Below are 26,018 nucleotides of genomic sequence, written 5' to 3' on the forward strand. Positions count from 1 at the left end.
AGGCTTGCCGCCCGCGTGCTGCGAGGACGCAGCACTCCTTCGCAGGCAGCAGCAAGGCGCCAGCCTTGCCGCTGTCCGGCTTAGGCCTTCAGAAACTCCGCCTTCGAGCCCAGCCAGCGTTCCACTTGGCGGCGGGCCGCTTGCGGGTATTTGTCCAGCAATTGCGGCGCCAGTCGGCGTGCGGCTTGCAGCAGCCCCGAGTCTTCTTGCAAATCGGCAAAGCGCAGCAGCTCGGCGCCGCTTTGGCGCGCGCCCATGAATTCGCCAGGGCCGCGAATCTCCAGGTCACGGCGGGCGATCTCGAAACCATCATTGGTTTCGGCCATGGCCTTCAGCCGCGACTTGCCGGTGTCGGACAAAGGGCCGGTGTAGAGCAGCACGCAAACGCTGGCCACCGCGCCGCGCCCGACCCGGCCGCGCAGCTGGTGCAGCTGGCTCAGGCCAAAGCGCTCGGCATGCTCAATCACCATCAGGCTGGCATTGGGCACGTCCACGCCCACTTCAATCACCGTGGTGGCGACCAGCACGCTGGTGCGCCCGGCTGAAAACTCCGCCATCACCGCCGCCTTGTCGGCCGGTGCCATGCGCCCATGCAGCAGTCCCACGGCATAACCTTCCAGCGCGGCGGAGAGCTCCGCGTGCGTCTCGGTGGCGTTGTTCAGGTCCAGCGCCTCGCTCTCTTCGATCAAGGGGCAAACCCAATAGACCTGCGCGCCCTTGTTGGCGACTTCGTCGTGGATCTTCTCGATCACATTGAAGCGCTTGCCATCGGCAAACACCTTGGTGACGATGGGCGTGCGGCCGGGCGGCAGCTCATCGATGGTGGACACCGCCAGATCGGCAAAATAGGTCATCGCCAAGGTGCGCGGAATCGGCGTGGCGCTCATCATCAAGAGATGCGGCTCCAAGTCCATCGAAGCCAGCTTCTTGCGCAGGGCGAGACGTTGGGCCACGCCGAAGCGATGCTGCTCATCGATGATGGCCAGGCCCAGCTTGGCGAACTTGACCTTGTCCTCGATCACCGCGTGGGTGCCGATGACCAGTTGTGCCGACCCATCGGCGGCCGCGTCCAGCATCTTTTGGCGCGCCTTGCCTTTGACGCTGCCTGTCAGCCAAGCCACCTTCAGGCCCAGCGGCTCCAGCCAACCGATCAGTTTCTTGAAGTGTTGTTCGGCCAAGATCTCGGTCGGCGCCATCAGCGCACATTGCCAGCCGGCATCGATGGCCACGGCCGCTGCCAGCGCCGCCACGACGGTCTTGCCCGAGCCGACATCGCCTTGCAGCAGGCGGTGCATCGGCTGCGGCAGCGCCAGCTCCTGGGCAATCTCTTCGCTGACCCGCTGCTGCGCGCCGGTCAGGCCAAAAGGCAAGACGCCCAAGAGCTTCTCCACCAGGCCGCCGCGCTGCGCTTTCAGGGCCGGCGCCTTCAGCAAGGCGCGCTCGCGCTGGGCTTGCATCTGGCTGATCTGCTGGGCCAGCAACTCCTCGAACTTGAGCCGTTGCCAGGCCGGGTGGCTGTGATCCTCCAGCGTCATCAGCCGCGCCTGCGCCGGCGGGTGGTGCAAAAAGGTCAGCGCATCGCGCAAGCTGGGCAGGCTGGGCGGCACCACGCCGCTGGGCAGCAGTTCACCCAGATCAGCGCGCTTCAACCCCGAAGCAATGGCGCGGCGCAGATAGGTCTGCGGCAAGCCATTGCTGGCCGGGTAGACCGGGGTCAGCGCGGTGGCCAGCGGTGTGTCTTCGCTGACCGTCTTGAAGGTCGGGTGCACCATCTCGCGGCCAAAAAAGCCGTGGCGTAACTCGCCGCGCACGCGGATGCGTTGGCCCACCGCCATGGTTTTTTGGTGCGAGGGGTAAAAATGGATGAAGCGCAAGAGCAGGTCGCCGCTCTCGTCTTCCATGCGCACCAGCAGCACGCGGCGCCCGCGGGTCTCGACGCGGCATTCGATCACCTCGCCCTCGCATTGCACCGTCTCGCCTTCGCGCGACTGGCCAATCGGTGTCAGCCGGGTCTCGTCCTCATAGCGCATCGGCAGGTGCAGGGCCAGGTCGATATCGCGCAGCAGGCCGAGTTTTTCCATCGCCTTTTGCGGCGCGGACTTGGGCTTGTTGGCGGTATTGGTTTTGGCATCGACCTCGGGCATGGGCGCGATTCTGCCTTGTCGAGGGCTGCGCCCTCAGCCCTGACCCGCTAACTCCTCGGTATCGCGGGCTTGGCAGCGCGGCTGGTGCCAACCAATGCCAGGGCTTGCTAAAACATCGCTGCAGACAAATACTCATCACCCGATGTGACTCTAGTGACTGAGGTTTCTCATGTTCCGATCTGCGTTTGTGATGAATTTGGCTTTGCTGCCATTGGCGGCGCTGGCGCAAGAGGACTTGCTGTCACCGCAGGAAATCCAGGCGGCGTGGGTGGGTAAAACGGTGCTGGTCAGGACAGCGGCCAATGACCTGCTCCAGTTAAAACTGAATGCCGACATGACGGCCACCATCGAAGGCAGCCGCATTTCAGACCAGGGAACTTGGCGCCTCTGGGAGAAGGGCTATTGCGCCAAATGGCAAAAGATTCGCAAGGGTGAGGAGCGCTGCTTGACGGTCAGGCGCCAGTCGCAGGAGATTGTCAATCCGGACGGTTCTTTGAACGCCACGGTCACCGAGGTGCGCTGACTGCCGGTTGGCTGGGTCGATGGCGGCGGCGCGATGCTGCCGCCATCCTGCCCGGTCCCTGCGCCTATGCAGGGAGGGGGCGAAACTCACATCGGTGACGGTGTGCCTGCCATGCGATCGTACTTGACGAAGTACTGGCGAGCCATGGCGACCAGCTGGTTCTCGGTCGGGTGATCGACGGTCTCGTAGCCAACGATGTGCTTGGCGGTTTGCGGGCGGTGCTTGTCGGCGTAATGCTTGAAGTCGGCTTGCGCGGTGGTCGAGCCGACCACCAGCACTTCTTCAATGCCATTCAAGGCATCGCAGACTTCGCCAAAGAACTCATGCTCGCTGCGCACCGCGCTGCCATGCTGCTTGGTGTGGTGGGTGTGGGCCTTGACCTTCTCGGCTTGCACATGCTCGGCATCGAACTGCAATACCTTGGCGCTTTGATGATCGAGCCAAACGACGGCGTGAAACAAACTCATGGTGCTCCCTTTGGGTGGTGAAAGTGGGGGTAATTGATCCTTGTGCGGCGCGCAGCGTCTCAAAGACTGTGAGCCGCTGCGCCCGGATGTTGGGTCTTCTCAAGGTTTTCTTGGCAGGTGATGCAGCGCAAGACCTCGGGGCTGTGGCGAAGCCGGTCAAAGGCAATGGCCTCGCCGCAAGCCGCGCAAAGACCGAAGTCCGGCTGGCGCAAGCGCTGCAGGGCTTCGTTGACTTGGCGCAAGGCCTCCAGCGTCTGATCACTGCGAGCCAAGTCGACCTCGCGGTCGGTGGCATGGGCATGCTCACCATCGGCATCCTGCAGCAGCTGCTCACGCGCGTGCTCGACACGGCCCTGCGCACCCAGCTGAGTTTGCAACTCATGTTCCAGTGATTGCTGACGCTGCAGCAAAGCGGATTCCAGCAGTGCGTGCTGGCCCGGCGTTAGGGTCGTGGCGGTATTTGATGCGCTCATGTCTTTGCTCCTTGGCATTGATATTCGCACCAGCCCCGCTGGGCGCAATTGACCTGCGTCAAAGGCCTGCGTGGGACAATGTCGGCCTTCTCCGTTTGGTACGGGTCCGTCCGGCCCTCAACACTGCATGTCTGTTTCTATCTATACCGTCAGCGACTTTGATTTCGAGTTGCCGCCCGAGCTGATCGCTCAACATCCCGCGACCGAGCGCAGCGCCTCGCGCCTGCTCGATGGTCGAAGTTCAAGCCCCGTCGATCGCATCTTTCGGGACTTGCCCGATCTGCTGAACCCGAACGACCTGCTGGTGTTCAACAACACCAAGGTCATCAAGGCACGCATTTACGGCGCCAAGCACAGCGGTGGCGCGGTGGAGGCCCTGGTCGAGCGGGTGATCCCCGGCACGCAAGAGGTTTGGGCTCATATGCGCGCCAGCAAGTCGCCCAAGCCTGGCTCCTTTGTTCGCTTCAACGACGCTTTTGACGCCGAGGTGCTGGGTCGCTGCGGCCCTGACAATGGCATGTTCCACCTGCGCTTGCCCAGCGACCCCTTCGCGCTGCTGGAGCAGCATGGCCATGTGCCCCTGCCGCCCTATATCGAGCATGCGGATGAAGCCGATGATGTGCGGCGTTACCAGACCGTGTTTGCCAGCGAGCCAGGCGCGGTGGCGGCGCCAACCGCAGCGCTGCACTTCGATGAGGCCTTGCTGGCGCGATTGGCCGAGCGCGGCGTGGCGACCGCCCATGTCACCTTGCATGTGGGCGCGGGCACTTTCCAGCCGGTGCGGGTCGAGGCCTTGGCCGACCACAAGATGCACAGCGAGTGGTTCGAGGTCAGCGAGGCGACGGTGGCTGCCATAGCTGCCTGCCGTGCACGCGGTGGACGCGTCTTTGCGGTGGGCACCACCACCTTGCGCGCGCTGGAGTCGGCCGCGCTGGGCGGCGGCTTGTGCGCCGGCGCTCGCGAGACCGATATCTTCATCACCCCGGGCTTCGAGTTTCAAGTGGTGGATCGCTTGATCACCAACTTTCACCTGCCCAAGAGCACGCTGATGATGCTGGTCAGCGCCTTCGCCGGCTACGAGCACATCATGGGCCTGTACCGTCATGCCATCGCGCAGCGCTATCGCTTCTTCAGCTATGGCGATGCGATGCTGCTGGATCGCGCAGTTTGAGTCTTGTCTAGCAAGGTCCGCAGGCTAAGATCTTGTGAAACCGCCGACCTGGTGTCAAAACCGCTGAGTCGTTGAAACTTGCAGGAGGATTGGGGTGTTGGCGTCCAGTGCTTGGGATCCATTGCTTCGGCGCCGGCGTTTCGGGCTGGCGGCCTGTGCACTTGCGCTGCTCCCCTTTGTCGCGCAAGCGCAGACTCCGGCAGCATTGCCCACGGAGTTGCGGATTGTGGGTAGCGCCGACCCGCCCTATCGCATTTTCGGCCCTGGTTCCCCGCGTGGGCTCTATTTCGACCTGATGACCGAGGCCGCCCGTCGCCTGGGGTGGCGGCTTAGCTTCACCGAGGTGCCTTCGGCCCGGGCCTTCAAGATGATGGAGCAAGGGGATGCCGATGTGATGCTAGGGCCATTGATGACGGCCGATCGCATGCGTTTCCTGAGGTACTGTGAGGTTCAACTGCCGAGCGAGGACAAAGCATTCTATGCCTTGCCACTTGCGGCACCGGTGCACAGCTTGTCGGATTTGGATGGCCGCAGCATTGCTGTTCACCGCGGCAAGCGCTATGGCAGCGCGTTTGACGAACGGTCGGGCCCACTTCGCCAAGAGGTCAACGACTACCGAGTGGCCCTGGAGATGGTGGTGCGAGGCCGTTTGGAGCTGGCCATCGTGCCGGAGCGGCAGGGTGATCTGCTGCTGCGCCAACATGACTTTCACTTGCTCAAACAACCGCTGCGTTTGGCTGGCGAGCCGCCCTATGTGGTGGTGTCTCTGCGCTCGCCTTGGTTGAGCCAACAGCCCGAGTTGGAGCGGACTTTCAAACTGATGCGCGAAGACGGCAGCTGGCAACGAATCGTACGGACTTATCTCTGATCGCCATCTCTGATTGCGCGGGCTCGCAGATTTGCCTTCAAGCCGGCCGATAATGCGGCGAACCCTTCAAGTCTGGAGTCCTGACCATGTTCCATCACGTTGACGCCTACGCCGGCGACCCCATCCTCAGCCTCAACGAGGCCTTCCAGAAGGACACCCGTCCGGGCAAGATCAATCTGTCCATCGGCATCTACTTCGACGACGAAGGCCGCATCCCGATGCTGGACTCGGTGCGCAAGGCCGAGCTGGCCGTGGTGGCCGAGGCCGGCGCCCGCCCTTATCTGCCGATGGAAGGCGCGGCCAATTTCCGCTCCGCCGTGCAGGCCCTGCTGTTCGGTGAAAAGCACCCGGTGCGCGAGCGCACGGTCACCATCCAGAGCGTCGGCTCCAGCGGTGGCTTGAAGGTCGGTGCCGACTTCATCAAGCGCTACTTCCCCGACAGCGCCATCTACGTTTCCGACCCAACTTGGGACAACCACCGCGCCGTTTTCGAAGGCTCGGGCATCGAGGTCAAGACCTATCCTTACTACGACGCGGCCACCGGCGGCGTGCGTTTCGCCGACATGCTGGCCACCATCAAGACCCTGCCCGCCAAGAGTGTGGTCTTGATGCATGCCTGCTGCCACAACCCGACTGGTGTGGACCTGACCCCGCTGCAGTGGGACGAGTTGATCCCGGTGTTGAAAGAGCGTGAGCTGCTGCCCTTCCTGGACCTGGCTTACCAAGGCTATGGCGACGGCATCGAGGAAGACGCCTTTGCCATCCGCGCCATGGCCGACGCCGGCTTGAGCTTCTTCGTTGCCAACAGCTTCTCCAAGAGCATGAGCTTGTACGGCGAGCGCTGCGGTGCCCTCAGCGTGGTCTGCCCGAACGCCGCTCAGGCCGCCAATGTGCTGGGCCAGCTGAAGTTCTTGATCCGCCGCAACTACTCCAACCCGCCGATGCATGGCGGCCAACTGGTCGCCCGCGTGCTGACCGACCCGACCCTGCGTTCGCTGTGGGAAGGTGAAGTCAACGAGATGCGTGAGCGCATCCACGCCATGCGCAATGCCTTGTACGAAGTGCTGACGGCCAAGCTGCCGGGCCGCAACTTTGACTACTTCCTGACCCAGCGCGGCATGTTCAGCTACACCGGCTTGACGGCCGCTCAGGTGGACCGCCTGAAGGACGAGTTCGCCGTTTATCTGGTGCGCTCGGGTCGCATGTGCGTCGCCGGCCTCAACAACAAGAATGTTGAGGCGACCGCCGCCGCCATGGCAGCCGTGCTGGCCTAAGGCTAAGCAGGGTCAGGTCTGAACCGTGGCGCCCTAGCTTGGCCTAGGGCGCCATTTTTTTGAACCCACCGCATGCCACTCACAGGTTTTGATGCCACCGGAATCCGTTGACGCCTTGCCCTCCCAGCTGGATCAGCTGGACGCCCATCTGGCCGCGGCCGAGGCGCGGCTGGCGGACGTCACCCCAGGGGCTGAGAAGCAAATCGTCTGGGGGCCTGCGGGCCGCGTGCGCGCGCCTTGGGCCGTGGTGTATCTGCATGGTTTCACCGCCAGCCGTCAGGAGATGGCGCCGGTGCCCGAAATGCTGGCTCAAGGCTTGGGGGGCCACGTCTTTTACACCCGCTTGGCTGGCCATGGCCGACCCGGCGCGGCCATGGGCGAGATGTCGGTGGCGCAGTGGAAGGCCGATGCACTGGAGGCCCTGGCCCTGGGTCATCGCCTGGGTGAGCGAGTCCTGGTCATGGGCACGTCCACCGGCGCGACCCTGGCCGCCTGGGCGGCTTTGCAGCCGGAAGGTCAGCGGGTCGCGGCCTGGGTGATGGTGTCTCCGAACTTCGGGCCCAAAGACCCGTTCGCGGCCCTGATCAACTGGTCCTGGGGTCGCGCCCTGATTCACCTGGTGCATGGCGGCAAGATGCGCTTCAAGCCGCGCGACGAGCGGCGCGCGCGTGTCTGGACCCATGAGTACCCGACCTCGGCCCTGGGGCCGATGATGAGCTTGGTGCGCCATGTGCGCGCCAGTGCCTTGGAGCAAATCAAGGCGCCGCTGCTGATGTTCGTCTCGCCGCGCGACAGCGTCATCAATGTGAAGCAGGCGCGGGCCGCTTTTGCGCGCTTTGGTAGTGCGTCGAAATGCCTGATCGAGGTCGACTACAGCGAAAGCCAGGGGCAGCATGTGCTGGCCGGCGACATCGAAGCGCCCAAGGCCAGCGCCACCATGGTGGCGCAGTTGCTGGCGTTCGTCCGCGGCTTGGGGGCATAAGGGATGCGCGCCGCGGTCCGACGCCGTGTCGTCTTCGCTTTGACAGGCTGCGTGCTGGCTCTGCCCTGGGTGGCTCTCGCCCAGGAGCGGGGCCAAGCAGGAGGACACCACCGCCATGCCCACCTGACGCTACCGCCCGAGGTGCGTCAAGTCATGGCCAAGACGGGCTTGCCCGAAACGGCGTTGGCGGTGCACGCCTTCCCGCTGGACCGGCGGGGCCAGGTCTTGAGTCTGCAAGGCGAGACGGCTTTTCAAGCCGGCTCGGTGATGAAAGTGCTCACCGCCGTGGTGGCGTTGGACCGACTGGGCCCGGCATCGCGGGGCCGCACCGATCTGTTGGTTGACGGCCCGGTGCAGGGCGATGTTTTGCCGGGCCCGCTGTACTTGCGCGGCGGCGCCGATGCGGAGCTGGATTGGGGCGTGCTCTGGTTGATGCTGCGCCAGCTGCGCGAGCAAGAGGGCCTGCGCGAGCTGCGCGGCGGCCTGGTGGTGGACCGCAGCCTCTTCCGCCCGGCGCGGCCAGAGCTTGGCCAGCCGCCTTTTGATGCCTCGCCCGAGTGGCCTTACAACGTCATCCCCGATGCCTTGCACCTGAACAGCAATTTGCTCGGCTACCAGCTCAGCGCCGACACGCAGCGCCTCAGCGCCCGCAGCCTGCCAGCCTGGCCGGGCCTGCAGTTCGACCTCAGCGGCATGAGCTTGGTCGACAAGCCTTGCGTCGACTGGGAGCAGGGCTGGCGCTTGCCCGAGGTGCGCGCGACGGCCGGCGAGATGACGGTGCTGCTGAAGGGCACGTTTCCGCGCCAATGCCAGCAGCGGGTCAATCTGAATTTGCTCGATCGCCAATGGCTGACTGAGAAAGCCGTGCGCCAGATCTGGACCGAGCTGGGCGGCACGCTGGGCCCCGAGGTGCGTGAGGGCCTCACACCGCCCAACGCCCGGGTGCTGGCCAGCCACCGCGACCGTCCGCTGGGCGAGCTGCTGCGTACGGCGCTCAAGCAGTCGGACAACCCGGTGACCCGGCTGGTCTATTTGCGCCTGGGCGCCAGTGCAGCCCATGCAGACGAAACCACCGCGCAAGCGGCCGAGCGCGTGGTGCGCGAATGGCTGGCGGCCAAGGGCATCGCCGATGCCGGTCTGGTGTTGGAGAACGGCTCTGGCTTGTCGCGCACCGAGCGCATCGCGCCGGCCCAGCTGGCCGCCGTCTTGGCCGCTGCTTGGGACTCGCCCTTGGCGCCTGAGCTGCTGAGCGGCTTGCCACTGGCGGGGGTGGATGGCACTTTGACGCGCCGCTTCAAAGGCACGGCCGTCGAAGGCCGTGCGCGCTTGAAGACCGCCACGCTGGACAACGTCACCGGCCTGGCTGGCTTTGTGCAAGACGCGCAGCGCCGCCACTGGGTGCTGGTGGCCATGGTCAACCACGAGGAAGCCGCCGCGCGCGGCCGGCCGGTGCTGAACGCGCTGGTGGAATGGCTGGCCAAGCGGCCTTGAACCCCGCTGCTTAAGCCGCAGCACGGCGCTTTCGGGTTACGCTCGAAGCGCGAGCTGGAGGCGCGGCGATGGACTTGTATGTTCGCAATGAGGTGGTGCAAGCCTGGCAGGCGGAACTGGCCCAGGCCAGCTTGCCGCCCGCCCGGCGGCTTGAACTGCTGCGTTGGCTGAACTGGCATCTGCGCCAACGCGAGCCCGATCTCGCCCAGCGTCTGGGCGAGGAGTTGCGCGCCGCTGGCCGGCTGTCGGACGCGCAAGAGGCACGCTGCCTGTTGGTCGAAGCTGAAACGGCGCTGCTTCAAGCCCGCCTGAGTGAGGCCCATTCCGCCGCAAGCCAAGCGCAGGCCTTGAGCCTAGGCTGCGGCGAGGCCTGGGTGCAGATCGACGCGGCCCTTTTGCTGGCTGTTGCTTCGCAGCTGCTGGGGCAAAGCCAGCGGGCCATTGCCTATCTGCAAGAGGCCTTGCATGGCGCAAAAGCGCAGGGCGATCGCTGCCGGGCGGAGGTCGCGCAGCTGATGTTGGACATCTACCCCACCTTTCGCGACCCGCTGGCGGGCCGCGCCAAAGGCGGCTGTGATGCGCAAGCGCTGGCGGCGCTGTCGCCCGGCGCGCAGCCCTGGGCGCATGAACTCAACGGCGTGCTGGCCGCGCAAGACAGCAACTACGGCCTGGCCGCCACCGAGCGCATGCGGGCGTTTGAGCTGTCGCTGGCCACCGGCCAGATCCAAAGGGCGATTCTGGCCGCCATGAATGCGGCCGATGCCTTGCTCAGCCTCAATGACCATGAACTGGCGCTGCAGTGGATGGAGCAAGCATTGCAGTTGGTGCGGCCGCGCGGCTGGCCGGGTAGCTTGGGCATGGTCTTGGCCAAGCTGGGCGAAACCCTGCGCCGCATGGGGCGGCTGGATGCGGCCGAAGAAACCCTTTGCGAAAGTGCGCAGCTGCTGGCGACGATGGCCAACTCGCGCAACTACGGCTTGCTGCTCAAGTACCAGGCCGATCTCTGCCTGGACCGCCAGCAGTGGCTGCAAGCGCTGCATTTGTTTGAGCAGGTGCAGGCGATCAGCGAAACCGACCCCCAGCCCGATCAGCAGATCAATGCCTGCCGAGGCCGATCGCTGGCGCTGGCGGCCATGGGCTGGGTGCAAGAGGCTTTGCGAGCGGCCGAGCAAGCCTTGCAGCTGGCGCAGCGCAGCCAGCATGTGCTGCGCCAGATCGAGTCTTTGAAGGCCTTGGCTGAGCTGCATCTGGCGCATGCTTTGCCCCGGCCCGCCGACACCGGCAGTGGCGCCGAGGCCTGCTTGCACTATCTGCGCCAGGCCCTGAGCTTGGCCGAAAGCATTGCGGGCTTTCGGGTGCCGGGCGAGTTGATCGACATGCTGGCCCAAGCCCATGCGCGGCTGGGCGATATGACCCAGGCCTATGTCTTGGCTCGCCAGGCGGCCGAAGCCCGCCAGCTGATCCAGAGCGAGCTGGCGAGCAAGCGCCTGATGGCGCTGCAGGTCATGCAGCAGACCGAGCGCGCACGGCTGGAGACCGAACATCTGCGCCAGCTGGCGTCGGCACAAGCGCAGCGCGCCGAGATGCTGGAGCAAAGCATGGACACGCTGCAGCACCTCAGCGAGATGGGGCGCGAGATCACCGCATCGCTGGAGTTTGACGCGGTGCTGCAAGCACTGGCGCGGGCGCTGTCATTGATGTTGAGCCTGGACCGCCTGGCGCTGGTGCAGCTGGGGCCTCGGGCCGAGCTGCTGGGCGTGCGCCGCTTGGGCGCGGACGCGCCCGCTGTCGAGCTTGGCGGGCTGACGCCGCAAGAGCAGGCCTTGTTGAGCCAAGCCTTGGCGGGCGAGACTGCGCCCGAGGCGATGGTGGACGGGGTGCAAGACGGGTTGCAAGCGACTGCGCCGCCGCTTGGTCTGTGCCTGCCTTTGCGCCTGGGTGAGCGACTGCTGGGCGCACTCTTGCTGCCGGCGCGGCCGGGTCTGGGCTATGCGGCGCGCGACCGCTTGGTGGTGCGCACCCTGTGCGCCTATGTGGCGATTGCGCTGGACAACGCCGCCGCGCACCAGCGCTTGCGCGATGCCCAGGCCTTGCTGGTGCAGCAAGAAAAGCTGGCCGCCCTGGGCAGTCTGGTGGCCGGTGTGGCCCACGAGTTGAATACCCCGATTGGCAACTGCCTGCTGGCGGCCAGCACCTTGCAAGAGCGCACCGTCGGCTTCGGTCATATGGTGGAGGCGCGCTCGGTCAAGCTGCATGACCTGCGCCAGTACCTGGCAGACGCGAACGAAAGCAGCGCCTTGTTACTGCGCGGCCTGGACCGCGCTTCCGAGCTGGTGCAGCGCTTCAAGCAAGTGGCGGCCGACCCCAAGCAGGAGCAACGCCAGGCCTTTGCGCTCAGGCCTGTGTGCGAGCTGGTGATGTCCGCCATGCGCGAGCAGGCCGAGCGGGCCGGCGTGCAACTGCAGCTGGAGGTGGACGCGTCGCCGCGCGTCGAGGGTTACCCGGGCCCGCTGCAGCAGGTCTTGTTGCAGCTGCTGGGCAATGCCTTGCTGCATGCCTTTGAGAAGCACAGTTCAGCGTCGCCCATGCCGAGTGAAGCCTGGCTGCGCTTGCGCGCCGAAGCGCAAGCCGATGCGCTCTTGCTGCAGGTGATGGACAACGGCAAAGGCATTGCGCCTGAGCACCTGCCGCGCATCTTCGACCCTTTTTTCAGCACCCGTTTCGGCCAGGGCGGCAGCGGCCTGGGCCTGCACATCTGCCACAACCTGGTGCATGGCGTGATGCAGGGCCAGCTGCGGGTCCGCTCTCAGCCCGGAGCGGGCACTTGCTTTGAGCTCAGCTTGCCGCACAAATAGGTCCAGACGAACTGGGCCGCGGCATAACTGGTCAATTCGGCGTGGTCGTAAGCAGGAGCCACTTCCACACAGTCCATGCCGACGAAGTTCAGCGCCGGCACCAGCTCTTCCAGGATGCTGAAGACCTGGTTGGTGTTCATGCCGCCGGGCTCGGGCGTGCCGGTGCCGGGGGCGAAGGCGGGGTCCAGGCAGTCGATGTCCAGGCTCAGATAGAGCGGCGGGTGGCCATGTGCAGCCATGCGCTCGCGCACCTGCTGCAAGATCGACGCCAGCTGCGCCGGGTTGTCCAAGCCGCGCAAGCTCCGGGCATTGAAGATCAGCCCGCCTTGGTCGGCCACATACTCGCGCGCCTCGCGCACGCCGGCCGAGCGAATGCCGAACTGCACAAAGCACTCCTTGATGACCAGGCCTTCTTGAATCGCTTCATAGACCCAGGTGCCGTGGCCGCTGGGCTCGCCGAAGTGGTCTTCCCAGGTGTCGCAATGCGCATCGAAGTGGATGACCGCCAGCGGCCGCCCGTAGTGCGCTTTGTAGGCGCGCAGCAAGGGCAGGGTGATGGAGTGGTCGCCGCCCAGCCAGGCCATGTGGTGCTGGGCAATCATCGGCGCGATCAGCGGCATCATGGCGGCGCGCATGGCCTCCAGGCTGGTATTGGGCAGGGCCAGATCGCCCAGATCCGTCAAGACGGTTTCGGGTGTGGTGTTGAACCAGGGGTGGATGCCGTCGCACAGCATCTGGCTGGCCTGGCGAATCGCGCTCGGCCCAAAGCGGGCGCCGGGGCGGTTGGTGACGCAGCCGTCCCAGGCGATGCCGGCCACGGCAAATGGTCGAGCGGCTTCATGTCGGGGCACCGCCATGAAAGCGTTCTGACTGAGAAAAGCGAACTGACCCATGGGCGGCACTCCCGGTGTTGACGTTTGAAATTGGACTTAAGGGCAGATCCAAAGGAAGAGGCGATGCCCCTGCGCCACCGCGCTGGCGGCGAAGGCCGACATATCGCTGAGCATGAACTCCAGCAACTCGGCATTCCATTGCGGCCGCCGCTCGGCCTCGCTGGCGGCCCAGGCGCGCGCCAGCGGCGCAATCTGGTCCTCCGACACCTGGGCCAGGCGCAGGCTCAGGTCTTCGGGCAGCAAGACCAGCCAGGGGTCGCCAATTTCACCAACGGCACCGATGCGCTCAAAGTCTTGCATCGCGTGGCTGAGCGCGGCGGGTGCGGCCATCGCGCCCGGCAGGCCTTGGCTCTGCTGCAAGATCAGGCGCAAGCTGGCCCATTGGGTGGGTTCCACGCTGGGGACTTCCAAGGTGGGCCAGATATTGGCGTGGCCGGGGGTGTGGGGGATGACCGCGGCATCATCGGCGGAGGCGGCAATCAAATCGGTCAGCATGGTGGACGTTTGCTTTCGTGCGGGGGAGTCAAAAGGGGCGCTGCGGGATTCAGCAATTACCAGCGCGCGGTATAGGGCTGGGCATAGGGCTCTGGGCGACCTTCAGGGCCGGGCTTGATCATCCACATGCCATTGGGCGAGGTCAGCACGTCCAGCAGCGCGGCGGTTTCGGCATCGCCAAAGCCGCTGTAGTCGCTGGGGCGGTACTTGGTTTGCAAGGTGGACAGAGCGGCGATGGTGGCGGCATCGAAGCTGCCGCTGCGCTCCACCTTATAGCCGACGCGGCTGAGTTTGTCCTGGAACCAGGCCGCGTCCGGCGGCAGGCTTTCATAGAGCGGCAGCTTGGCGCTGATTTGCGCCGCATCCGGCCAAGGGATCACGCCGGCATCGGCCAGGCGGCGCCAGGGGAATAGCGGGCCGGGGTCTTGCTTGCGACCGGGGGCGATGTCGGAGTGACCCACAATGCGCTCGGGCCGGATGTTATGTCGGGCGACGATGTCCTTCACCAGGGCGATGACGTTGTCGATTTGAGCCGGCGGGTAGGGCACATAGACACGGCCCTTGGGGCTGTCGGTAAAGCCGGCGTTGACGATCTCGATGCCGATGGAGGCCGAGTTCAGCTGCGTGTGGCCGGCCCAAGAGCTGATGCCGGCATGCCAGGCGCGGCGGTTTTCATCCACCAGTTGGTAGATGCTGGGCGGCTCGTCGCGCACCAGGTAGTGGGCGCTGACCTGCTGCGTGCTCAGCACTTGCAGCGAGCGCTCCCAGTTCAGGGCGGTGTAGTGCAGCACCAGAAACTGTGAGCGGCTGTCCTGGCCCACGGCGCTGTAAGTGCGATCGATCTGCAGGCCGGTCGGCACTTGGGGGCCGCTGGCGCAGGCGCTCAGCAGCAAGGCTGCGGCGGCGCTCAAAAGAGTCTTGTTCATGGGCCGTAATGGTAAGGGTTGTGGCGCGGGCGCCGGCCGGCAAGGGGCTTGGGCGCTACAGTCGGCAGCATGTGCAATCTTTACCATGTCTCGGCCAAAGAAGAGATCGAGCGGCACTTTCGGGCCAGCGTGCGTGGGGACCTGCCGCAGGGGGCGGTGGGCCCTTTTGGGCGGGGCGTGTTGGTGCGTGGCGGCGTGTCCGAGGAGGGGCCTAGTGCGCGCATTGCCGTGGCCGGCCAGTGGGGCATGATCGCGCCGCGTGCGCGCCAGGCCAGGCCGTCCTCTCGGGCCATTCTCACCAACAATGCGCGTATCGAATCGGTGGCCGAGCGGCCGACCTACCGGGATGCCTGGCTGAGTGGCCGGCGCTGTCTGATCCCGGCACAGAGCTACCAGGAGCCGAACTGGGAGACCGGTCGCAATATCTGGTGGCAGTTGCGCCGCGCCGACGGGGCGCCATGGGCCTTGGCCGGCATCTGGTCGGAGTGGGTGGATCCGGTCAGTGGCGAGTTGCTGCCCAACTACTCGATGCTGACGATGAATTGCGACGGCCACCCGCTGCTCAGCCGCCTGCACAAGCCTGACCCGCAACTGCCGCCGGACGCGCAGGACAAACGCGCCGCCATTCCCTTGGCGGCCGAAGACTGGGACCTGTGGCTGAATGGGCCGCTGGCGTCGGCGAAGGAGTTGTTGCGCTTGCCGCAGACGGAACTGTTTGATTTGCGCCCGGCCGAAGAGACCGATGCGCTGCTGGCGCGCTTGCGGCGGGCGGGGGCTCATTCGCCACCATCGCCTCCTTCACCAGCTTCACCCGCTCCACCACCACCGCCGGAGCAAGGCTCTTTGCTCTGAGCCGGGCCTGTTTCAGTCGTCTTTCAACCAGCCGATGCGCCCCTGACCGGCCTCGTTGAGGCGGGCGACAAAGCCAGCGGCGTCGGCCTCCGGCAAGGCAAAGCTCAGCTCGACCTGGCTGCCATGCTGGACCTGCAAGTGCTGGGCTTGTGCGGCCTCGATTTCACGGCGCAGCATCCCCTCGAAGGCATAGGGCACGGTGCAGCGCAGGGTCTTGAGCCGAATCAGTGGCACCTTGTCGGCCTTCAGCAGCGCTTGTGCCACCGCGTCGGTATAGGCCCGCACCAGGCCGCCGGCGCCGAGCTTGGAGCCGCCCCAGTAGCGCACCACGGTGGCCAGCACGCCCTCCAGATCCTGATGCCGCAGCACCTCCAGCATGGGCCGACCGGCCGTGCCGCTGGGTTCGCCATCATCGACGGCGGCCGATTGCCCGCCCGCCAGCAGCGCCCAGCAGACATGCACGGCACCGGGGTGCTCGGCGCGCAAGGCGGCAACCCGCTCGCTGGCGCCCTGACGATCACCCATACGCTCCACGCAGGCGATGAAGCGGCTCTTCTTGATGATGACTTCGCTGTGGACGGTGGCGGCGAGTGAAAACGGCATGCCACCATTCTCGCCGGCCGGCTCAGAGGCCGGCACGGCGGCCGGGTCAGCGGGCGGAATCGAGGGCAGGGTCCAAGCGCATGCTCTGGGCCAAGTCGGGGCCGACATGGCGTTTGAAGATGGCGTCCAGCGTGCCGTCTTTGCGCATCGCCATCAGGGCCTGGCGCAGGTGCAGCCGGTCGGCCTCGCTGACGCGTTGGCGCGAGACGATCAGGCCGGCCAGGATTTGGTCTTGAGGCGCCCAGTCCAGCAATTCAAATTGCTGCTGCACGGCCTCACGGCGCGTCAGCAGTGACCAGGTGGTCGGCAGGGCCAGCATGGCATCGGTACGCCCGGCCTTGAAGACGCGCAAGGCCGCCTCGAAGTCCGGCGCCTCCACCACCCGCTGCTGGCTGCGCAGCTGGTCCAGCCAGGCGTCTAGCGTGCTGCCGTGCTTGAAGCTCTTCACCACCACGATCTGGCGCTTCGGGTCGGCCAAAAAATCAGCCAATGAGCCCACTTGCTTGCTCATGCCCTTGCGCATCACCACATAGTTGTGGCTTTGCATATAGAGCATGAACTCGGCGTATTGCTCGCGCTCCGGGGTCGGAATGCCGGAGACGCTCAGATCCAGCTGATTGCGAGACAGCTGGTCCCAGATGCGTACGCGCGATTCGAGTACCGTCTTGAAGACGCAGCCACTGCGTTTGGCCAGCTCATTGACCACATCCAGATCAATGCCAGCGTAGTTGTCCTTGGTATCGCGGAAGTACAGCACCCCGTGCTCATAAAAGGCCAGGGCGTATGGGCCGCATTTGGCCGCAGTGGGGGCGGCCTGGGCCGGCAAGCTCAGGCCCAGGGTGCAGGCACCGCAAAGTGAAATCAACCGCAATAGTCGACGCATGCCAAGTCTTTCGCTTGGCCGGAGAGAGCCTCCCCGGCAGAGGTGCAGAGTTTACGGTGCATCGCTCAAACGCATCTCTCGAGCCAAGCGCTCGCCGACATGGCGCGTGAAGATGTTCTCCAGACTGCCGTCGGCCTGCATGGCCTGGATGGTGACACGCAGGCGCTCCCGGTCGGTTTCGCTGACGCGCTGTCGCGAGACGATCAAGGCGTGAACGATGCGGTCTTGTGGCGCCCAGTCCATCACCTTGATCTGGTGCTGCAGGCTGGCCTGTTGCAGCAGGCGCGCCAGACTGGTGGGCAGGGCCAGCAAGGCATCGACACGACCGAGCTTGAACATGCGAACGGCGGTTTCGAAGTCGGCCAGCTCAACCACGCGCTGCTGCTCCCGCAGGCGCTGCAGCCAGGCGTCGTAAAAAGCGCCGTGTTTGAAGCTTTTGACCACGCCCACCAGACGCCGGCCATCGGCCAGAAAGGCTTCGGGTGTGGCCAGCGATTCGCTCAACTCCTGGCGCAACAGGGCGTAGTTGCGGGTTTGGAAGTAGGGGATGAAGTCGGCGAACTTTTCGCGCTCCGGCGTGGCGATGCCGGAAACGCTCAGGTCCAACACTTGTCTGGAGAGTTGATCCCAGATGCGCACGCGCGACTCCAGTACCGTCTTGAACTGACAGCCACTGCGGCGTGACAGTTCTTCCGCCACGTCCTTGTCGATGCCGGCGAAGCGGCCGTCGCTGTCCCGGTAGTAGAGCGCGCCGAGCTCGTAGTAGGCCAGCGTGTAATGGCCGCAAGCCGATTCACCGGCAAGCGCGGGGTCTTGCCAGAGCAGGGCAGTCAGCAGCAGGGAAACCAGGGCCAGTGAACGCATGGCAGTTGTTTGTCGCAATCAAGCCTGCCCGGTCCGCTTGGCGGATCTGTGGGCGCCCCTGGTCGGCTCAGTTTACGGCCGGATGACAGCTGCGACAATCGGGGCACTATGCTGAAGTTCGACCTGCTCAAAACCGAGGGCCACGCACGTCGTGGCCAGATGACGCTCAACCATGGAGTGGTGCAAACGCCCATCTTCATGCCGGTGGGCACCTACGGCACCGTCAAGGGCGTGATGCCGCGCTCGCTGGAGGAGATGGGGGCGCAGATCATTCTGGGCAACACCTTCCATCTGTGGCTGCGCCCCGGCATGGACATCATCAAGCAGTTCGGCGGCTTGCACCGCTTCGAGAGCTGGAACAAGCCAATCCTGACCGACAGTGGTGGCTTTCAGGTCTGGAGCCTGGGCGAGATGCGCAAGATCACCGAGGAGGGCGTCAAGTTCGCCTCGCCGGTGAATGGCGACAAGCTCTTCTTGACGCCCGAGATCAGCATGCAGATCCAAACGGCGCTGAACTCCGACATCGTCATGCAGTTCGACGAATGCACGCCTTACGAGAGCAAGGGCCACATCACCACCGAGAAGGAAGCCCGCGTCTCGATGGAGATGAGCTTGCGCTGGGCCAAGCGCTGTGCCGATGAATTCAACCGTTTGCAGAACCCGAACGCCTTGTTCGGCATCGTGCAGGGCGGCATGTATGAAAACCTGCGCGACCATTCGCTGGCCGGCCTGGCCGCGCTGGACCTGCCGGGCTATGCCATCGGCGGCCTCTCGGTGGGTGAGCCCAAGGAAGACATGCAACGCGTGCTGGCCCACATTGGCCACCAGCTGCCGGCCAACAAACCGCGCTACCTGATGGGCGTGGGCACGCCGGAAGACCTGATCGAAGGCGTGACCCGCGGCATCGATATGTTCGACTGCGTGATGCCGACCCGCAATGCGCGCAACGGCCACTTGTTCACCCGCTTTGGCGATCTGCGCCTGCGCAATGCGCGCTACAAGACCGATGAACGGCCGGTCGACGAGACCTGCGGCTGCTACACCTGCAAGACCTTCAGCCGCGCCTATCTGCACCATCTGGATCGCTGCGGCGAGATGCTGGGCCCGATGCTGACCAGCATCCACAACCTGCACTACTACCTGAACCTGATGAAGGAAGCGCGGGATGCGCTGGACCTGCCCGGTACCGGCGGTTTTGAAGCCTTCCGTCGCAAGTTCGCCGAGGACCGCGCCCGCGGGGTGTAATTCGGCACGCTGCAAGCCTGCGCTCTCGCTGCATGATGCAGCCATGCTGAAAGCTCTGTTGCTCGCCCTGCTGGCCCCGCTGCGAGGGATCCTGCGCCTCTTGCTGGCGCTGCTGATCTTGTTTGAGGAATGGGGCTGGGCGCCGCTGGCGCGCCTGATGGCGCGCTTGGGGCAGCTGCCGGTATTGCGTCAGCTGGAGGCGTGGATCGGGCGCTTGCCGCCACCTGCCGCCTTGGCGGTCCTTTTGTTGCCCACGCTTTTGCTGCTGCCGGTCAAGCTGCTGGCGCTGTGGCTGATCGGCATTGGCCGCGCCGGTTTGGGGCTGCTGGTGATCGTGGTGGTCAAGCTGATCGGCACCGCCATCGTGGCGCGGCTGTTTCAACTGACTCGGCCGGCGCTGTTGCGGATGGCGTGGTTCGCCAAGCTCTACCAGCGCTGGAGCCTGTGGAAGGCAGGCTTGCTGGCTTGGGTGCGCCGCAGCGCCGCCTGGCGCTGGGCGCGAGCCTTCAAATTACGCCTTAGGCTGGCTTGGCGGCGTGTTGGCTGAGGCCTGATCGCTGTGGGTGGGTTCGCCGCGTCGGCCGCTGATGATGGCGACAAAACGCTGTAGATATTCCGGCTCGCGCAGGAACACATACAGACTCACCAGCAGATTGGCCAAGCCCACCGACAAGAACAGCTCGGGGATGCTGAAACCGAAGCTGCCGAGCAAGACGCCGGCCAGTAGCGAACTGGCAATCATGAAGAGCGCGTTGAGGATGTTGTTGGCGGCAATGATGCGGGCCCGGTGCGTGGGCTGAGAACGCAGCTGAATCAGCGCATACATCGGCACGCTGTAGAGGCCGGTGAACAGGGCCAGCAGGCCCAGATCGGCCAGCACACGCCAATGCTCGGGGTGCGCAAAGAAGGCGGCCAGGCCCATCAAGTCGGGCTGGCTGGAAAGACCGCGCGAGGCGAAGTAGAGGTCGACCGAGAACAGCGTCATGCCGATGGCACCGACTGGCACCAGCCCGATCTCGACATGGCGGCGTGACAGCATCTCGCACAAAAGCGAGCCGACGCCGATGCCGACCGAGAACATCACCAGCAAGGCGGTGGCGACCTGGGCGTCACCATGCAGCACTTCCTTGGCGAAGGCCGGGAAGTTGCTCAAGTAAACGGCGCCAAAGAACCACATCCAAGAAATGCCCAAGAGCGAGCGGAACACCACCGGCACCTCGCGCGAGAGTTTCAGGTTGCGCCAGGTTTCGGTGAAGGGGTTCCAGTTGATCTTCAGCTGCGGATCGGTGGCCGGGCAGGGCGGGATGTATTGCGCCAACAGCCGGCCCAGCAGCGCGGTCAACAAGCAGGCGATGGCCACATAACGGGGACCCACCTCGGGCATGGCGATCAAAAGGCCACCGGCCACCTGGCCCAGCAAGATGGCCACAAAAGTGCCCATCTCCACCATGCCGTTGCCACCCATCAGTTCGCGCTCATTCAGCTGCTGTGGCAGGTAGGCGTATTTGACCGGGCCGAACAGTGTGGAGTGCAAACCCATCAGCAGCACGCACAAGAGCAGCACGGGCACTTGGGTCGTCAAATAGCCCCAGGCCGCCAGGGCCATGATGGCAATTTCTAGCGACTTCACAAAGCGCATCAGCTTGTGTTTTTCGAGCTTGTCGGCCAGCTGACCGCTGGTGGCGGAGAAAAACACATAGGGCAGGATGAACAGCGCATTCACCACCAGGCCGGCCTGCGAGGCGGGCAACCAGTTCAGCTGCAGCTGGTAAGTGATCAGGATGATCAGCGGGAACTTGAACAGATTGTCATTGCCGGCATTCAGGAACTGCACCCAGAAATAGGGTGCAAAGCGACGCTGCTTCAGTAGCGCGAACTGACTGCTGTGCTCGGGCGTGGGTGAGCTCATGAAGGCCTTTTTTTTTATAGAAAATTAGTTGGCGGGGTCAGGTCTTGCCGGAGGGGGTTCACCAGAACTGCCATTGGCCGCTGTGGATGACCCACAGGCCCAGCACGCCATTGGTCACGGCGTGGGCAATGACGGCGGTCCACAGCTTGCCGGTGCGTGCATACAACCAGGCGTAGGCCAGGCCGGCCACGATGGCGCCCAGCCAGAGCGTGTGCGCCAGCATGAAGACAAAGGTGGACAGCACGATGGCCTTGGGCCCAACCCGCAACGGGTCCACGGTTTCGAACTGCGGGCTCTCAATCCAGCGCATCAGGTAGCTGCGCCAGAACAGTTCTTCCATCACCGGCACGATCAGCGCCGCGCCTATCCAGCGCAGCGCGATCATGGGCCAGATTGGCCTACCCTCGGCGTCCAGCGGCAAAAAGCTGGCGGTGGCTTCGCCCAATTGCATCCAGGGCGCATCCAGATGGATCCACAGTGCAAACACCAGCAAACCGATGCCTACGCTCCACAGCGTCTCGCGCCGATTCGGCAGGTTTTGGCGGGCCAGCTCACCGTAGCCGCGCCAGTACCAGGCCAGCAGGCCGCCGACCACCAAGACGCTGGCGCCATAGATCCAGCGTGGATCCAGGTGCTGACTTTCTGGCAAAAAGCCCCGCAGCGCCAACAAGGCCATGAAGGCGGCGAATGGAATGATGCGGGCCAGGGCGGCGAGGCTGAAGTTCATGCTTGCGTGAAAGGAAGGGCCCAGCATCGGGCCAAGGGCGCAAGCCTAACGCGAAGATGATGACAAACGATGCGGTGAAAGCCCGGGTGAGCCGGGCGAAGGCCGCGTCGAATCAGGAGGTTCGCTGCTCGAGCAGGAAGTTAGCGCCGTCGTATTGACCCAGCTTATCGACCAGATAAGGCATGCAGGCCTGCAGGTCATCGTGCAGCGTGAAGGGCGGGTTGATGACGAACATGCCGCTGCCCAGCATGCCGAAGCCGCGCACATCGGCTTGTTGTTGCACGGTCAGGCGGACATGCAACCAGCCCTTCTTGGCTCCGGCATCGGCGGCGGCCTTCAGCTTCTGAGCCAGCTGGGCCGACTCCAGCAACTGCAGCTGCGGATACCAAATCAGGAACACGCCTTCGGCAAAGCGCTCCAGGCCTTCGCGCACCGCTGTCACGACCTTGGCGTAGTCGGTCTTCAACTCATACGAGGGGTCCATCAAGACCACCGCGCGGCGCGAGGGCGGCGGCAGTTCGGCGCGCAGCGCGCTGAAACCGTCTTTGTCGCTGACCTGGGTGTTGGGGCGGGTGGAGAGATAGGTTTCGAGAATGCGGAAGTCGGTCGGGTGCAACTCGTAGACGCGCAGCCGGTCTTCGGCACGCATCAGCAGGTTGGCGATGGCCGGCGAGCCCGGGTATTGACGCAGCTGGCCGTCATTATTGAAGGCGCGCACCGGCTCCATATAGTGGGCCAGCGGCTCGGGCAGGTCTTTGGCGTCCCACAGGCGCGAAACGCCGTGCACATACTCGCCTTTCTTTTGAGCGTACTGACCCTCGATCGAGTAGCCGCCGGCGCCGGCGTGGGTGTCGACCAGGGTGTAGGGCTTGTCTTTTTCGCCCATATAGCGAAGCACCTGGGTCAGGATCAGGTGTTTGAGAACATCGGCATGGTTGCCGGCATGGAAGGCGTGTCGGTAGGCGAGCATGTGCGAACTGTAGCGTGGCGGGCGTCCGCGCGCGAGCCCGAGCCGGCTTAAGGGAGCTGAATCGCGCCGGGGTGACGGGCCGGCTGCGGCAGGACCATCGTGCTGCGCGGGTGCTGGTACTGGCGTGTCGGACGCAAGGCCATGCCCAGTGCTTCGCCAGGCTCGACCGCCTTGCCTCGCAGATGCGAGTTGGGCCGCAGCGCATAGTTCTCTCGGGCCGCCAGCACGAATTCGTCCAGATCAATCAGATGATTGCCGGCCTGCTCCCAGCTGCTCTCGGCGTTGAAGATGCGGTTGCCGGCCAAGAGGTTGTTGATCAGGCGGACCTTGGCGGGGCCGGGTTTGACTCGCAGGTAGACGCCTTGCGAGGGCATCAGATCAACCAAGGTGTTATGGATCAGCTGCAACTCCTGCTTGGGCCAGGTGTAGCCCTCGGCGCCGAAGGACACCATATGCGGGTTGTCCGAGCCCGAACTTTGTTGGATCAGGTTGCCAATCACCAGCGCTTGGCCGCCATTGGGGAACTCCAGCTCATAGCTGGCGCTGCCGCCGATTTCGTCCGTCAGGCGGTTGTAGAAGATGTGGTTCAGCGCCGCGCGGCTTTTGAGCAGGTGGCCGCGCATGCCGTGGTGGAAATAGCAGCCGCTGACCGAGAGCTTGGCGATGCTGCCGGCATAGAGCAGATGGCTGAAGCTGCCAGGGCGCTCGCCGAATGAAAATTCGCAGCCCTGCAGTTCCAATTGGGTGTTGGGGTCGTTATTGGTCAGCAAGCCCATTTCGCAGCGGCTGAAGGAGCAATCTTTGACGTTCAAGGAGCCGCGCTCCAGCCGGATGCCGGCGCCATTGGTGTCGGGCACGCGCGCGCCGATGAAGTCAAAGCCTTCGATGCTGACTCCGTCACCGCTCATCACAAAAATACCCTTGCCCTGTGCTGCCGCGCCGTTGGCCAGCATGCGCACCCGCCCACCCACTGCCCGCAAGCTCAGCTGGCTTTGCGGCCAGGCCGCCACGTCGGCGGGGTAGTCGCCTGCTTCGACTTCGATCACCATGCCGTCGCGGGCCACTTTGGCGGCAGCTGCCAGGGTCTTGACGGCTTGCAGCTTGCCCACACGCAGCGTGGCGCTGGGTTTTTCGGCGCTGGCTTGCCCAAGCGGTGCTGCAGCCAGCAACCCGGCCCCCAGCCATTGCAAGCCTTGCCGCCGATTCAGCGCGCTAGGCAAAGGGTAGAGGGGCAGGGGGCTGGGCTTGGGCGTCATCGCGAGGACCTGTATTCGACTCTGTGGGCAAGGGGTATTTGCGCCGCGAGTCTAAGGCTTGTCTGCGAAGCTGCGCCATCGCAGCAAGACTCTCAAGAAGCAGCTACGCTTGGCGCCTCTCAAGCCCCGTGCCGACAAAATTTTCAAGCTCATGCCCAATCTCTTTGACCCCATTCAACTCGGTTCCTTGACCCTGGCCAATCGCATCGTGATGGCGCCGCTGACGCGCAGCCGTTCCAAGGGGCTTGTGCCCGGCGAGATGGCGGTGGAGTACTACCGGCAGCGCGCCACGGCCGGCTTGATCATCAGCGAAGGCACGCAAATCTGCCCCGAGGGTCAGGGTTATCTGGATACGCCCGGCATCCACAGCCGCGAACAAGTGGCCGCGTGGAAGCGGGTGACCGACGCGGTGCATGCCGAGGGCGGCAAGATCGCCGCGCAGCTCTGGCATGTGGGGCGAATCTCGCATGTGATGTTCCAGCCCGAGGGGCGCGCGCCGGTGTCCTCCACCGCACGAGCGGCCAAGGGCCAGACCTTCACCGGCAGCGGCTTTGTGCCGGTGTCGGCGCCACGCGCGCTGGCTATTGAAGAAATTCCGGCGGTAGTGGCCAGCTTTGCTCGCGCGGCCGAATGCGCCATGGAGGCGGGCTTTGATGCGGTAGAGGTGCACGGTGCCAATGGCTATCTGCTCGACCAGTTCATGCGTGACAGCATCAATGACCGCAGTGACGACTACGGCGGCAGCATTGCGCATCGCGCTCGCTTCACTGTGGAGGTGATGACGGCGGTGGCTGCCGCCATCGGCCCAGGCCGCAGCGGCTTGCGCCTGAGCCCGGTCACGCCCAGCAACGATGCCGGCCCCGACAGCCAGGCGCAGGCCTTGTTCAACCATGTGGCCGAGCAACTGGCGCCGCTGGGGCTGGCCTTTTTGCATGTAGTGGAAGGCCAGACCGGTGGCGACCGCGATATCGCCCCGTTTGACTACCAAGCCATGCGCCGCTGTTTCGGTGGCCCCTGGATGGTGAACAACGGCTACACCCGCGAAATGGCTTTGAAGGCGGTGGCCGAGGGGCAGGCTGATCTGGTCGCCTTTGGTCGTGACTTCATTTCCAACCCCGATCTGGTACGGCGCTTGCGCCTCAACGCCGCCTTGCAGCCACTCGACCGCGCCACGCTCTATGGCGGGGACGCCAAGGGCTATACCGACTACCCGTTTCTTTGATGGGCGTTGCGGGCGGCGCTGGTTTCGCTACCCGCCGCGGATCTTGGCCCGGAACAACTCGGTGATGGACACCTCGCGCGGCCCCGGCAGCAGCTCAAAGCGCTCGCCGGCGGTGAGCTGGCCGGGCTTTTTGACGGCCAGGTAGAAGCCGCACCAGGCGCTTTCCCCCATCAGCTTGACCGCCTTGTTGAAGCCCATCACTGCGTTGAACTTAAAGCAAGGAAAGCGCGGCTCGCTGACCAACAATTCGCAATCGGCAAAGCGCAGCAAGTCGCCGATCCAAACGTCTTTCTCCAGCAGTCCGGCAATCGTCAGGTTCTCGCCCATGGCGCCATGCGGCAGTGGCTGCTCCCAGCCTGGCGCCTTGGCCTGGCCGCGCACGGTCTGCCAAAAGGCGTAATGCTCGGAAGGGTAGGCATACACCGCCTTGCTCAGGCCGCCATGCACGCTGAGGTCGGCCTGCTCATCGCCGACCAGGCCGAGAGGCCGCACTTCTTGCGGGCCCGAAACGCTGCGTTTACGAATACCGCTGGCGACTGTTTTGCCATCCAGGGTTTGCAAGTCTTGGGCGCGGGCCAGATTGATGCTGATCAGTTTCATGCCCCGCAGTGTGACAAAAGTCGCGGCTGTTCTCGCGGCAAAACCCGCCGGGCATGACTTCATTCTGGAAATGCATAACTGCGGGTTCCTGACAAGTTACGGCATGGTTACATTGGGGTGACAATTGAAGCTCTTGTGGGGCGGGTGTTGCTTCGGTCTAGGTCGGAGTGGCTGGCTTTAGTGGAAATACAGGCGGGACCGGTCAGCATCAGGCGCCAAACAGGGGCCAAGCGATGAGTGGCATTGGGTCAAGCCCGAAGGCGAAACACACCGTTGAGGTGAGTGTTCGCTTACGAGCTTGACCCAATACTGCTTTTATATTGAT

The 26,018-nt window shown here is 64.5% G+C and carries 24 protein-coding genes and 1 pseudogene; 11 read left to right on the top strand and 14 right to left on the bottom strand.

The features are described 5' to 3' along the window. Nucleotides 1-80: 80 nt before the first annotated feature. Entirely contained in the window at nucleotides 81-2,144 is a 2,064-nt protein-coding gene (gene recG, locus WG899_RS04490) for an ATP-dependent DNA helicase RecG (RefSeq protein ID WP_339594424.1), read from the bottom strand. Nucleotides 2,145-2,313: 169 nt separating this feature from the next. Here recG and WG899_RS04495 point away from each other — a divergent pair, with 169 nt between their 5' ends. Further along, on the top strand, nucleotides 2,314-2,667 hold the full coding sequence (locus WG899_RS04495) for a hypothetical protein (RefSeq protein ID WP_339594425.1): 354 nt from the start codon (nucleotides 2,314-2,316) through the stop codon (nucleotides 2,665-2,667). An 86-nt stretch (nucleotides 2,668-2,753) separates the two neighbouring features. Here the strand turns inward: WG899_RS04495 and WG899_RS04500 are convergent, their stop codons facing one another. Next, nucleotides 2,754-3,134: a hypothetical protein gene (locus tag WG899_RS04500; RefSeq protein WP_339594426.1), complete on the bottom strand. Its 381-nt coding sequence runs from the start codon at nucleotides 3,132-3,134 to the stop codon at nucleotides 2,754-2,756. Between the two features lie 59 nt (nucleotides 3,135-3,193). Next, nucleotides 3,194-3,607 (bottom strand): TraR/DksA family transcriptional regulator, encoded by a 414-nt coding sequence (locus WG899_RS04505; RefSeq protein WP_339594427.1) that lies wholly within the window; start codon nucleotides 3,605-3,607, stop codon nucleotides 3,194-3,196. A 127-nt stretch (nucleotides 3,608-3,734) separates the two neighbouring features. On the opposite strand from WG899_RS04505, the gene queA reads away from it, so the two are divergent. The 6 genes from queA to WG899_RS04535 all read left to right on the top strand — a co-directional run bounded on the left by queA (nucleotide 3,735) and on the right by WG899_RS04535 (nucleotide 12,248). Next, a complete protein-coding gene (gene queA / locus WG899_RS04510) occupies nucleotides 3,735-4,778 on the top strand; it encodes a tRNA preQ1(34) S-adenosylmethionine ribosyltransferase-isomerase QueA (protein ID WP_339594428.1) in 1,044 nt (347 codons plus the stop codon). Nucleotides 4,779-5,004: 226 nt separating this feature from the next. Then, nucleotides 5,005-5,646, top strand: coding sequence for a substrate-binding periplasmic protein (locus tag WG899_RS04515; RefSeq protein WP_339594429.1), 642 nt, complete (start codon nucleotides 5,005-5,007; stop codon nucleotides 5,644-5,646). Nucleotides 5,647-5,732: 86 nt separating this feature from the next. Next, a complete protein-coding gene (locus WG899_RS04520; protein WP_339594430.1) occupies nucleotides 5,733-6,920 on the top strand; it encodes an amino acid aminotransferase in 1,188 nt (395 codons plus the stop codon). 115 nt (nucleotides 6,921-7,035) lie between these two features. Further along, on the top strand, nucleotides 7,036-7,902 hold the full coding sequence (locus WG899_RS04525) for an alpha/beta hydrolase (RefSeq protein ID WP_339594431.1): 867 nt from the start codon (nucleotides 7,036-7,038) through the stop codon (nucleotides 7,900-7,902). A gap of 51 nt (nucleotides 7,903-7,953) precedes the next feature. Further along, nucleotides 7,954-9,393 carry a D-alanyl-D-alanine carboxypeptidase/D-alanyl-D-alanine endopeptidase gene (gene dacB, locus WG899_RS04530; protein ID WP_339594432.1) on the top strand — a complete coding sequence of 480 codons (1,440 nt, stop codon included), beginning with the start codon at nucleotides 7,954-7,956 and terminating at the stop codon, nucleotides 9,391-9,393. Nucleotides 9,394-9,461: 68 nt separating this feature from the next. Continuing rightward, on the top strand, nucleotides 9,462-12,248 hold the full coding sequence (locus tag WG899_RS04535; RefSeq protein ID WP_339594433.1) for an ATP-binding protein: 2,787 nt from the start codon (nucleotides 9,462-9,464) through the stop codon (nucleotides 12,246-12,248). On the opposite strand, the gene speB is transcribed toward WG899_RS04535, so the two are convergent. The 3 genes from speB to WG899_RS04550 are packed head-to-tail and all read right to left on the bottom strand — an operon-like array spanning nucleotide 12,200 to nucleotide 14,562. After that, nucleotides 12,200-13,141, bottom strand: coding sequence for an agmatinase (speB, locus tag WG899_RS04540; protein WP_339594434.1), 942 nt, complete (start codon nucleotides 13,139-13,141; stop codon nucleotides 12,200-12,202). The genes WG899_RS04535 and speB overlap by 49 nt on opposite strands. Nucleotides 13,142-13,177: 36 nt before the next feature. After that, nucleotides 13,178-13,636, bottom strand: a complete 459-nt coding sequence (locus WG899_RS04545) for a hypothetical protein (protein ID WP_339594435.1) — start codon at nucleotides 13,634-13,636, stop codon at nucleotides 13,178-13,180. A 56-nt stretch (nucleotides 13,637-13,692) separates the two neighbouring features. Next, complete coding sequence (locus WG899_RS04550; RefSeq protein WP_339594436.1) at nucleotides 13,693-14,562, bottom strand: N-acetylmuramoyl-L-alanine amidase; 870 nt, start codon at nucleotides 14,560-14,562, stop codon at nucleotides 13,693-13,695. A gap of 69 nt (nucleotides 14,563-14,631) precedes the next feature. On the opposite strand from WG899_RS04550, the gene WG899_RS04555 reads away from it, so the two are divergent. Further along, nucleotides 14,632-15,414 (top strand): SOS response-associated peptidase, encoded by a 783-nt coding sequence (locus WG899_RS04555; RefSeq protein WP_339594437.1) that lies wholly within the window; start codon nucleotides 14,632-14,634, stop codon nucleotides 15,412-15,414. Nucleotides 15,415-15,426: 12 nt separating this feature from the next. Here WG899_RS04555 and WG899_RS04560 read toward each other — a convergent pair whose 3' ends face one another. From WG899_RS04560 to WG899_RS04570, 3 genes are read right to left on the bottom strand one after another with little or no spacing between them, the layout of a single operon-like run. After that, complete coding sequence (locus WG899_RS04560) at nucleotides 15,427-16,017, bottom strand: IMPACT family protein (protein WP_339594438.1); 591 nt, start codon at nucleotides 16,015-16,017, stop codon at nucleotides 15,427-15,429. A gap of 46 nt (nucleotides 16,018-16,063) precedes the next feature. Further along, on the bottom strand, nucleotides 16,064-16,900 hold the full coding sequence (locus WG899_RS04565) for a substrate-binding periplasmic protein (RefSeq protein WP_339594439.1): 837 nt from the start codon (nucleotides 16,898-16,900) through the stop codon (nucleotides 16,064-16,066). Between the two features lie 51 nt (nucleotides 16,901-16,951). Further along, nucleotides 16,952-17,764, bottom strand: a complete 813-nt coding sequence (locus WG899_RS04570) for a substrate-binding periplasmic protein (RefSeq protein WP_339594440.1) — start codon at nucleotides 17,762-17,764, stop codon at nucleotides 16,952-16,954. Nucleotides 17,765-17,872: 108 nt separating this feature from the next. Here WG899_RS04570 and tgt point away from each other — a divergent pair, with 108 nt between their 5' ends. After that, nucleotides 17,873-19,009 carry a tRNA guanosine(34) transglycosylase Tgt gene (gene tgt / locus WG899_RS04575; RefSeq protein ID WP_263538635.1) on the top strand — a complete coding sequence of 379 codons (1,137 nt, stop codon included), beginning with the start codon at nucleotides 17,873-17,875 and terminating at the stop codon, nucleotides 19,007-19,009. A gap of 43 nt (nucleotides 19,010-19,052) precedes the next feature. Continuing rightward, nucleotides 19,053-19,556 carry a hypothetical protein gene (locus WG899_RS04580; RefSeq protein WP_339594441.1) on the top strand — a complete coding sequence of 168 codons (504 nt, stop codon included), beginning with the start codon at nucleotides 19,053-19,055 and terminating at the stop codon, nucleotides 19,554-19,556. 30 nt (nucleotides 19,557-19,586) lie between these two features. Here the strand turns inward: WG899_RS04580 and WG899_RS04585 are convergent. The 4 genes and pseudogenes from WG899_RS04585 to WG899_RS04600 form a co-directional block, all read right to left on the bottom strand. Beyond that, nucleotides 19,587-20,918 (bottom strand): annotated as a pseudogene (locus WG899_RS04585) (MFS transporter); the annotation flags it as partial. Nucleotides 20,919-20,976: 58 nt separating this feature from the next. Further along, nucleotides 20,977-21,645 carry a CAAX prenyl protease-related protein gene (locus tag WG899_RS04590; protein ID WP_339594442.1) on the bottom strand — a complete coding sequence of 223 codons (669 nt, stop codon included), beginning with the start codon at nucleotides 21,643-21,645 and terminating at the stop codon, nucleotides 20,977-20,979. 112 nt (nucleotides 21,646-21,757) lie between these two features. Further along, nucleotides 21,758-22,615 (bottom strand): 23S rRNA (adenine(2030)-N(6))-methyltransferase RlmJ, encoded by an 858-nt coding sequence (locus WG899_RS04595; RefSeq protein WP_339594443.1) that lies wholly within the window; start codon nucleotides 22,613-22,615, stop codon nucleotides 21,758-21,760. A gap of 47 nt (nucleotides 22,616-22,662) precedes the next feature. Beyond that, nucleotides 22,663-23,871: a right-handed parallel beta-helix repeat-containing protein gene (locus WG899_RS04600; RefSeq protein ID WP_339594444.1), complete on the bottom strand. Its 1,209-nt coding sequence runs from the start codon at nucleotides 23,869-23,871 to the stop codon at nucleotides 22,663-22,665. Nucleotides 23,872-24,022: 151 nt separating this feature from the next. Here WG899_RS04600 and WG899_RS04605 point away from each other — a divergent pair, with 151 nt between their 5' ends. Next, on the top strand, nucleotides 24,023-25,093 hold the full coding sequence (locus WG899_RS04605; RefSeq protein WP_339594445.1) for an alkene reductase: 1,071 nt from the start codon (nucleotides 24,023-24,025) through the stop codon (nucleotides 25,091-25,093). 27 nt (nucleotides 25,094-25,120) lie between these two features. Here the strand turns inward: WG899_RS04605 and WG899_RS04610 are convergent, their stop codons facing one another. Beyond that, nucleotides 25,121-25,693, bottom strand: a complete 573-nt coding sequence (locus WG899_RS04610; RefSeq protein WP_339594446.1) for an MOSC domain-containing protein — start codon at nucleotides 25,691-25,693, stop codon at nucleotides 25,121-25,123. Nucleotides 25,694-26,018 lie beyond the last annotated feature (325 nt).

The sequence above is a fragment of the Paucibacter hankyongi genome, from assembly GCF_037482915.1.
GTDB classification, from domain to species: Bacteria; Pseudomonadota; Gammaproteobacteria; order Burkholderiales; family Burkholderiaceae_C; genus Paucibacter_A; species Paucibacter_A hankyongi.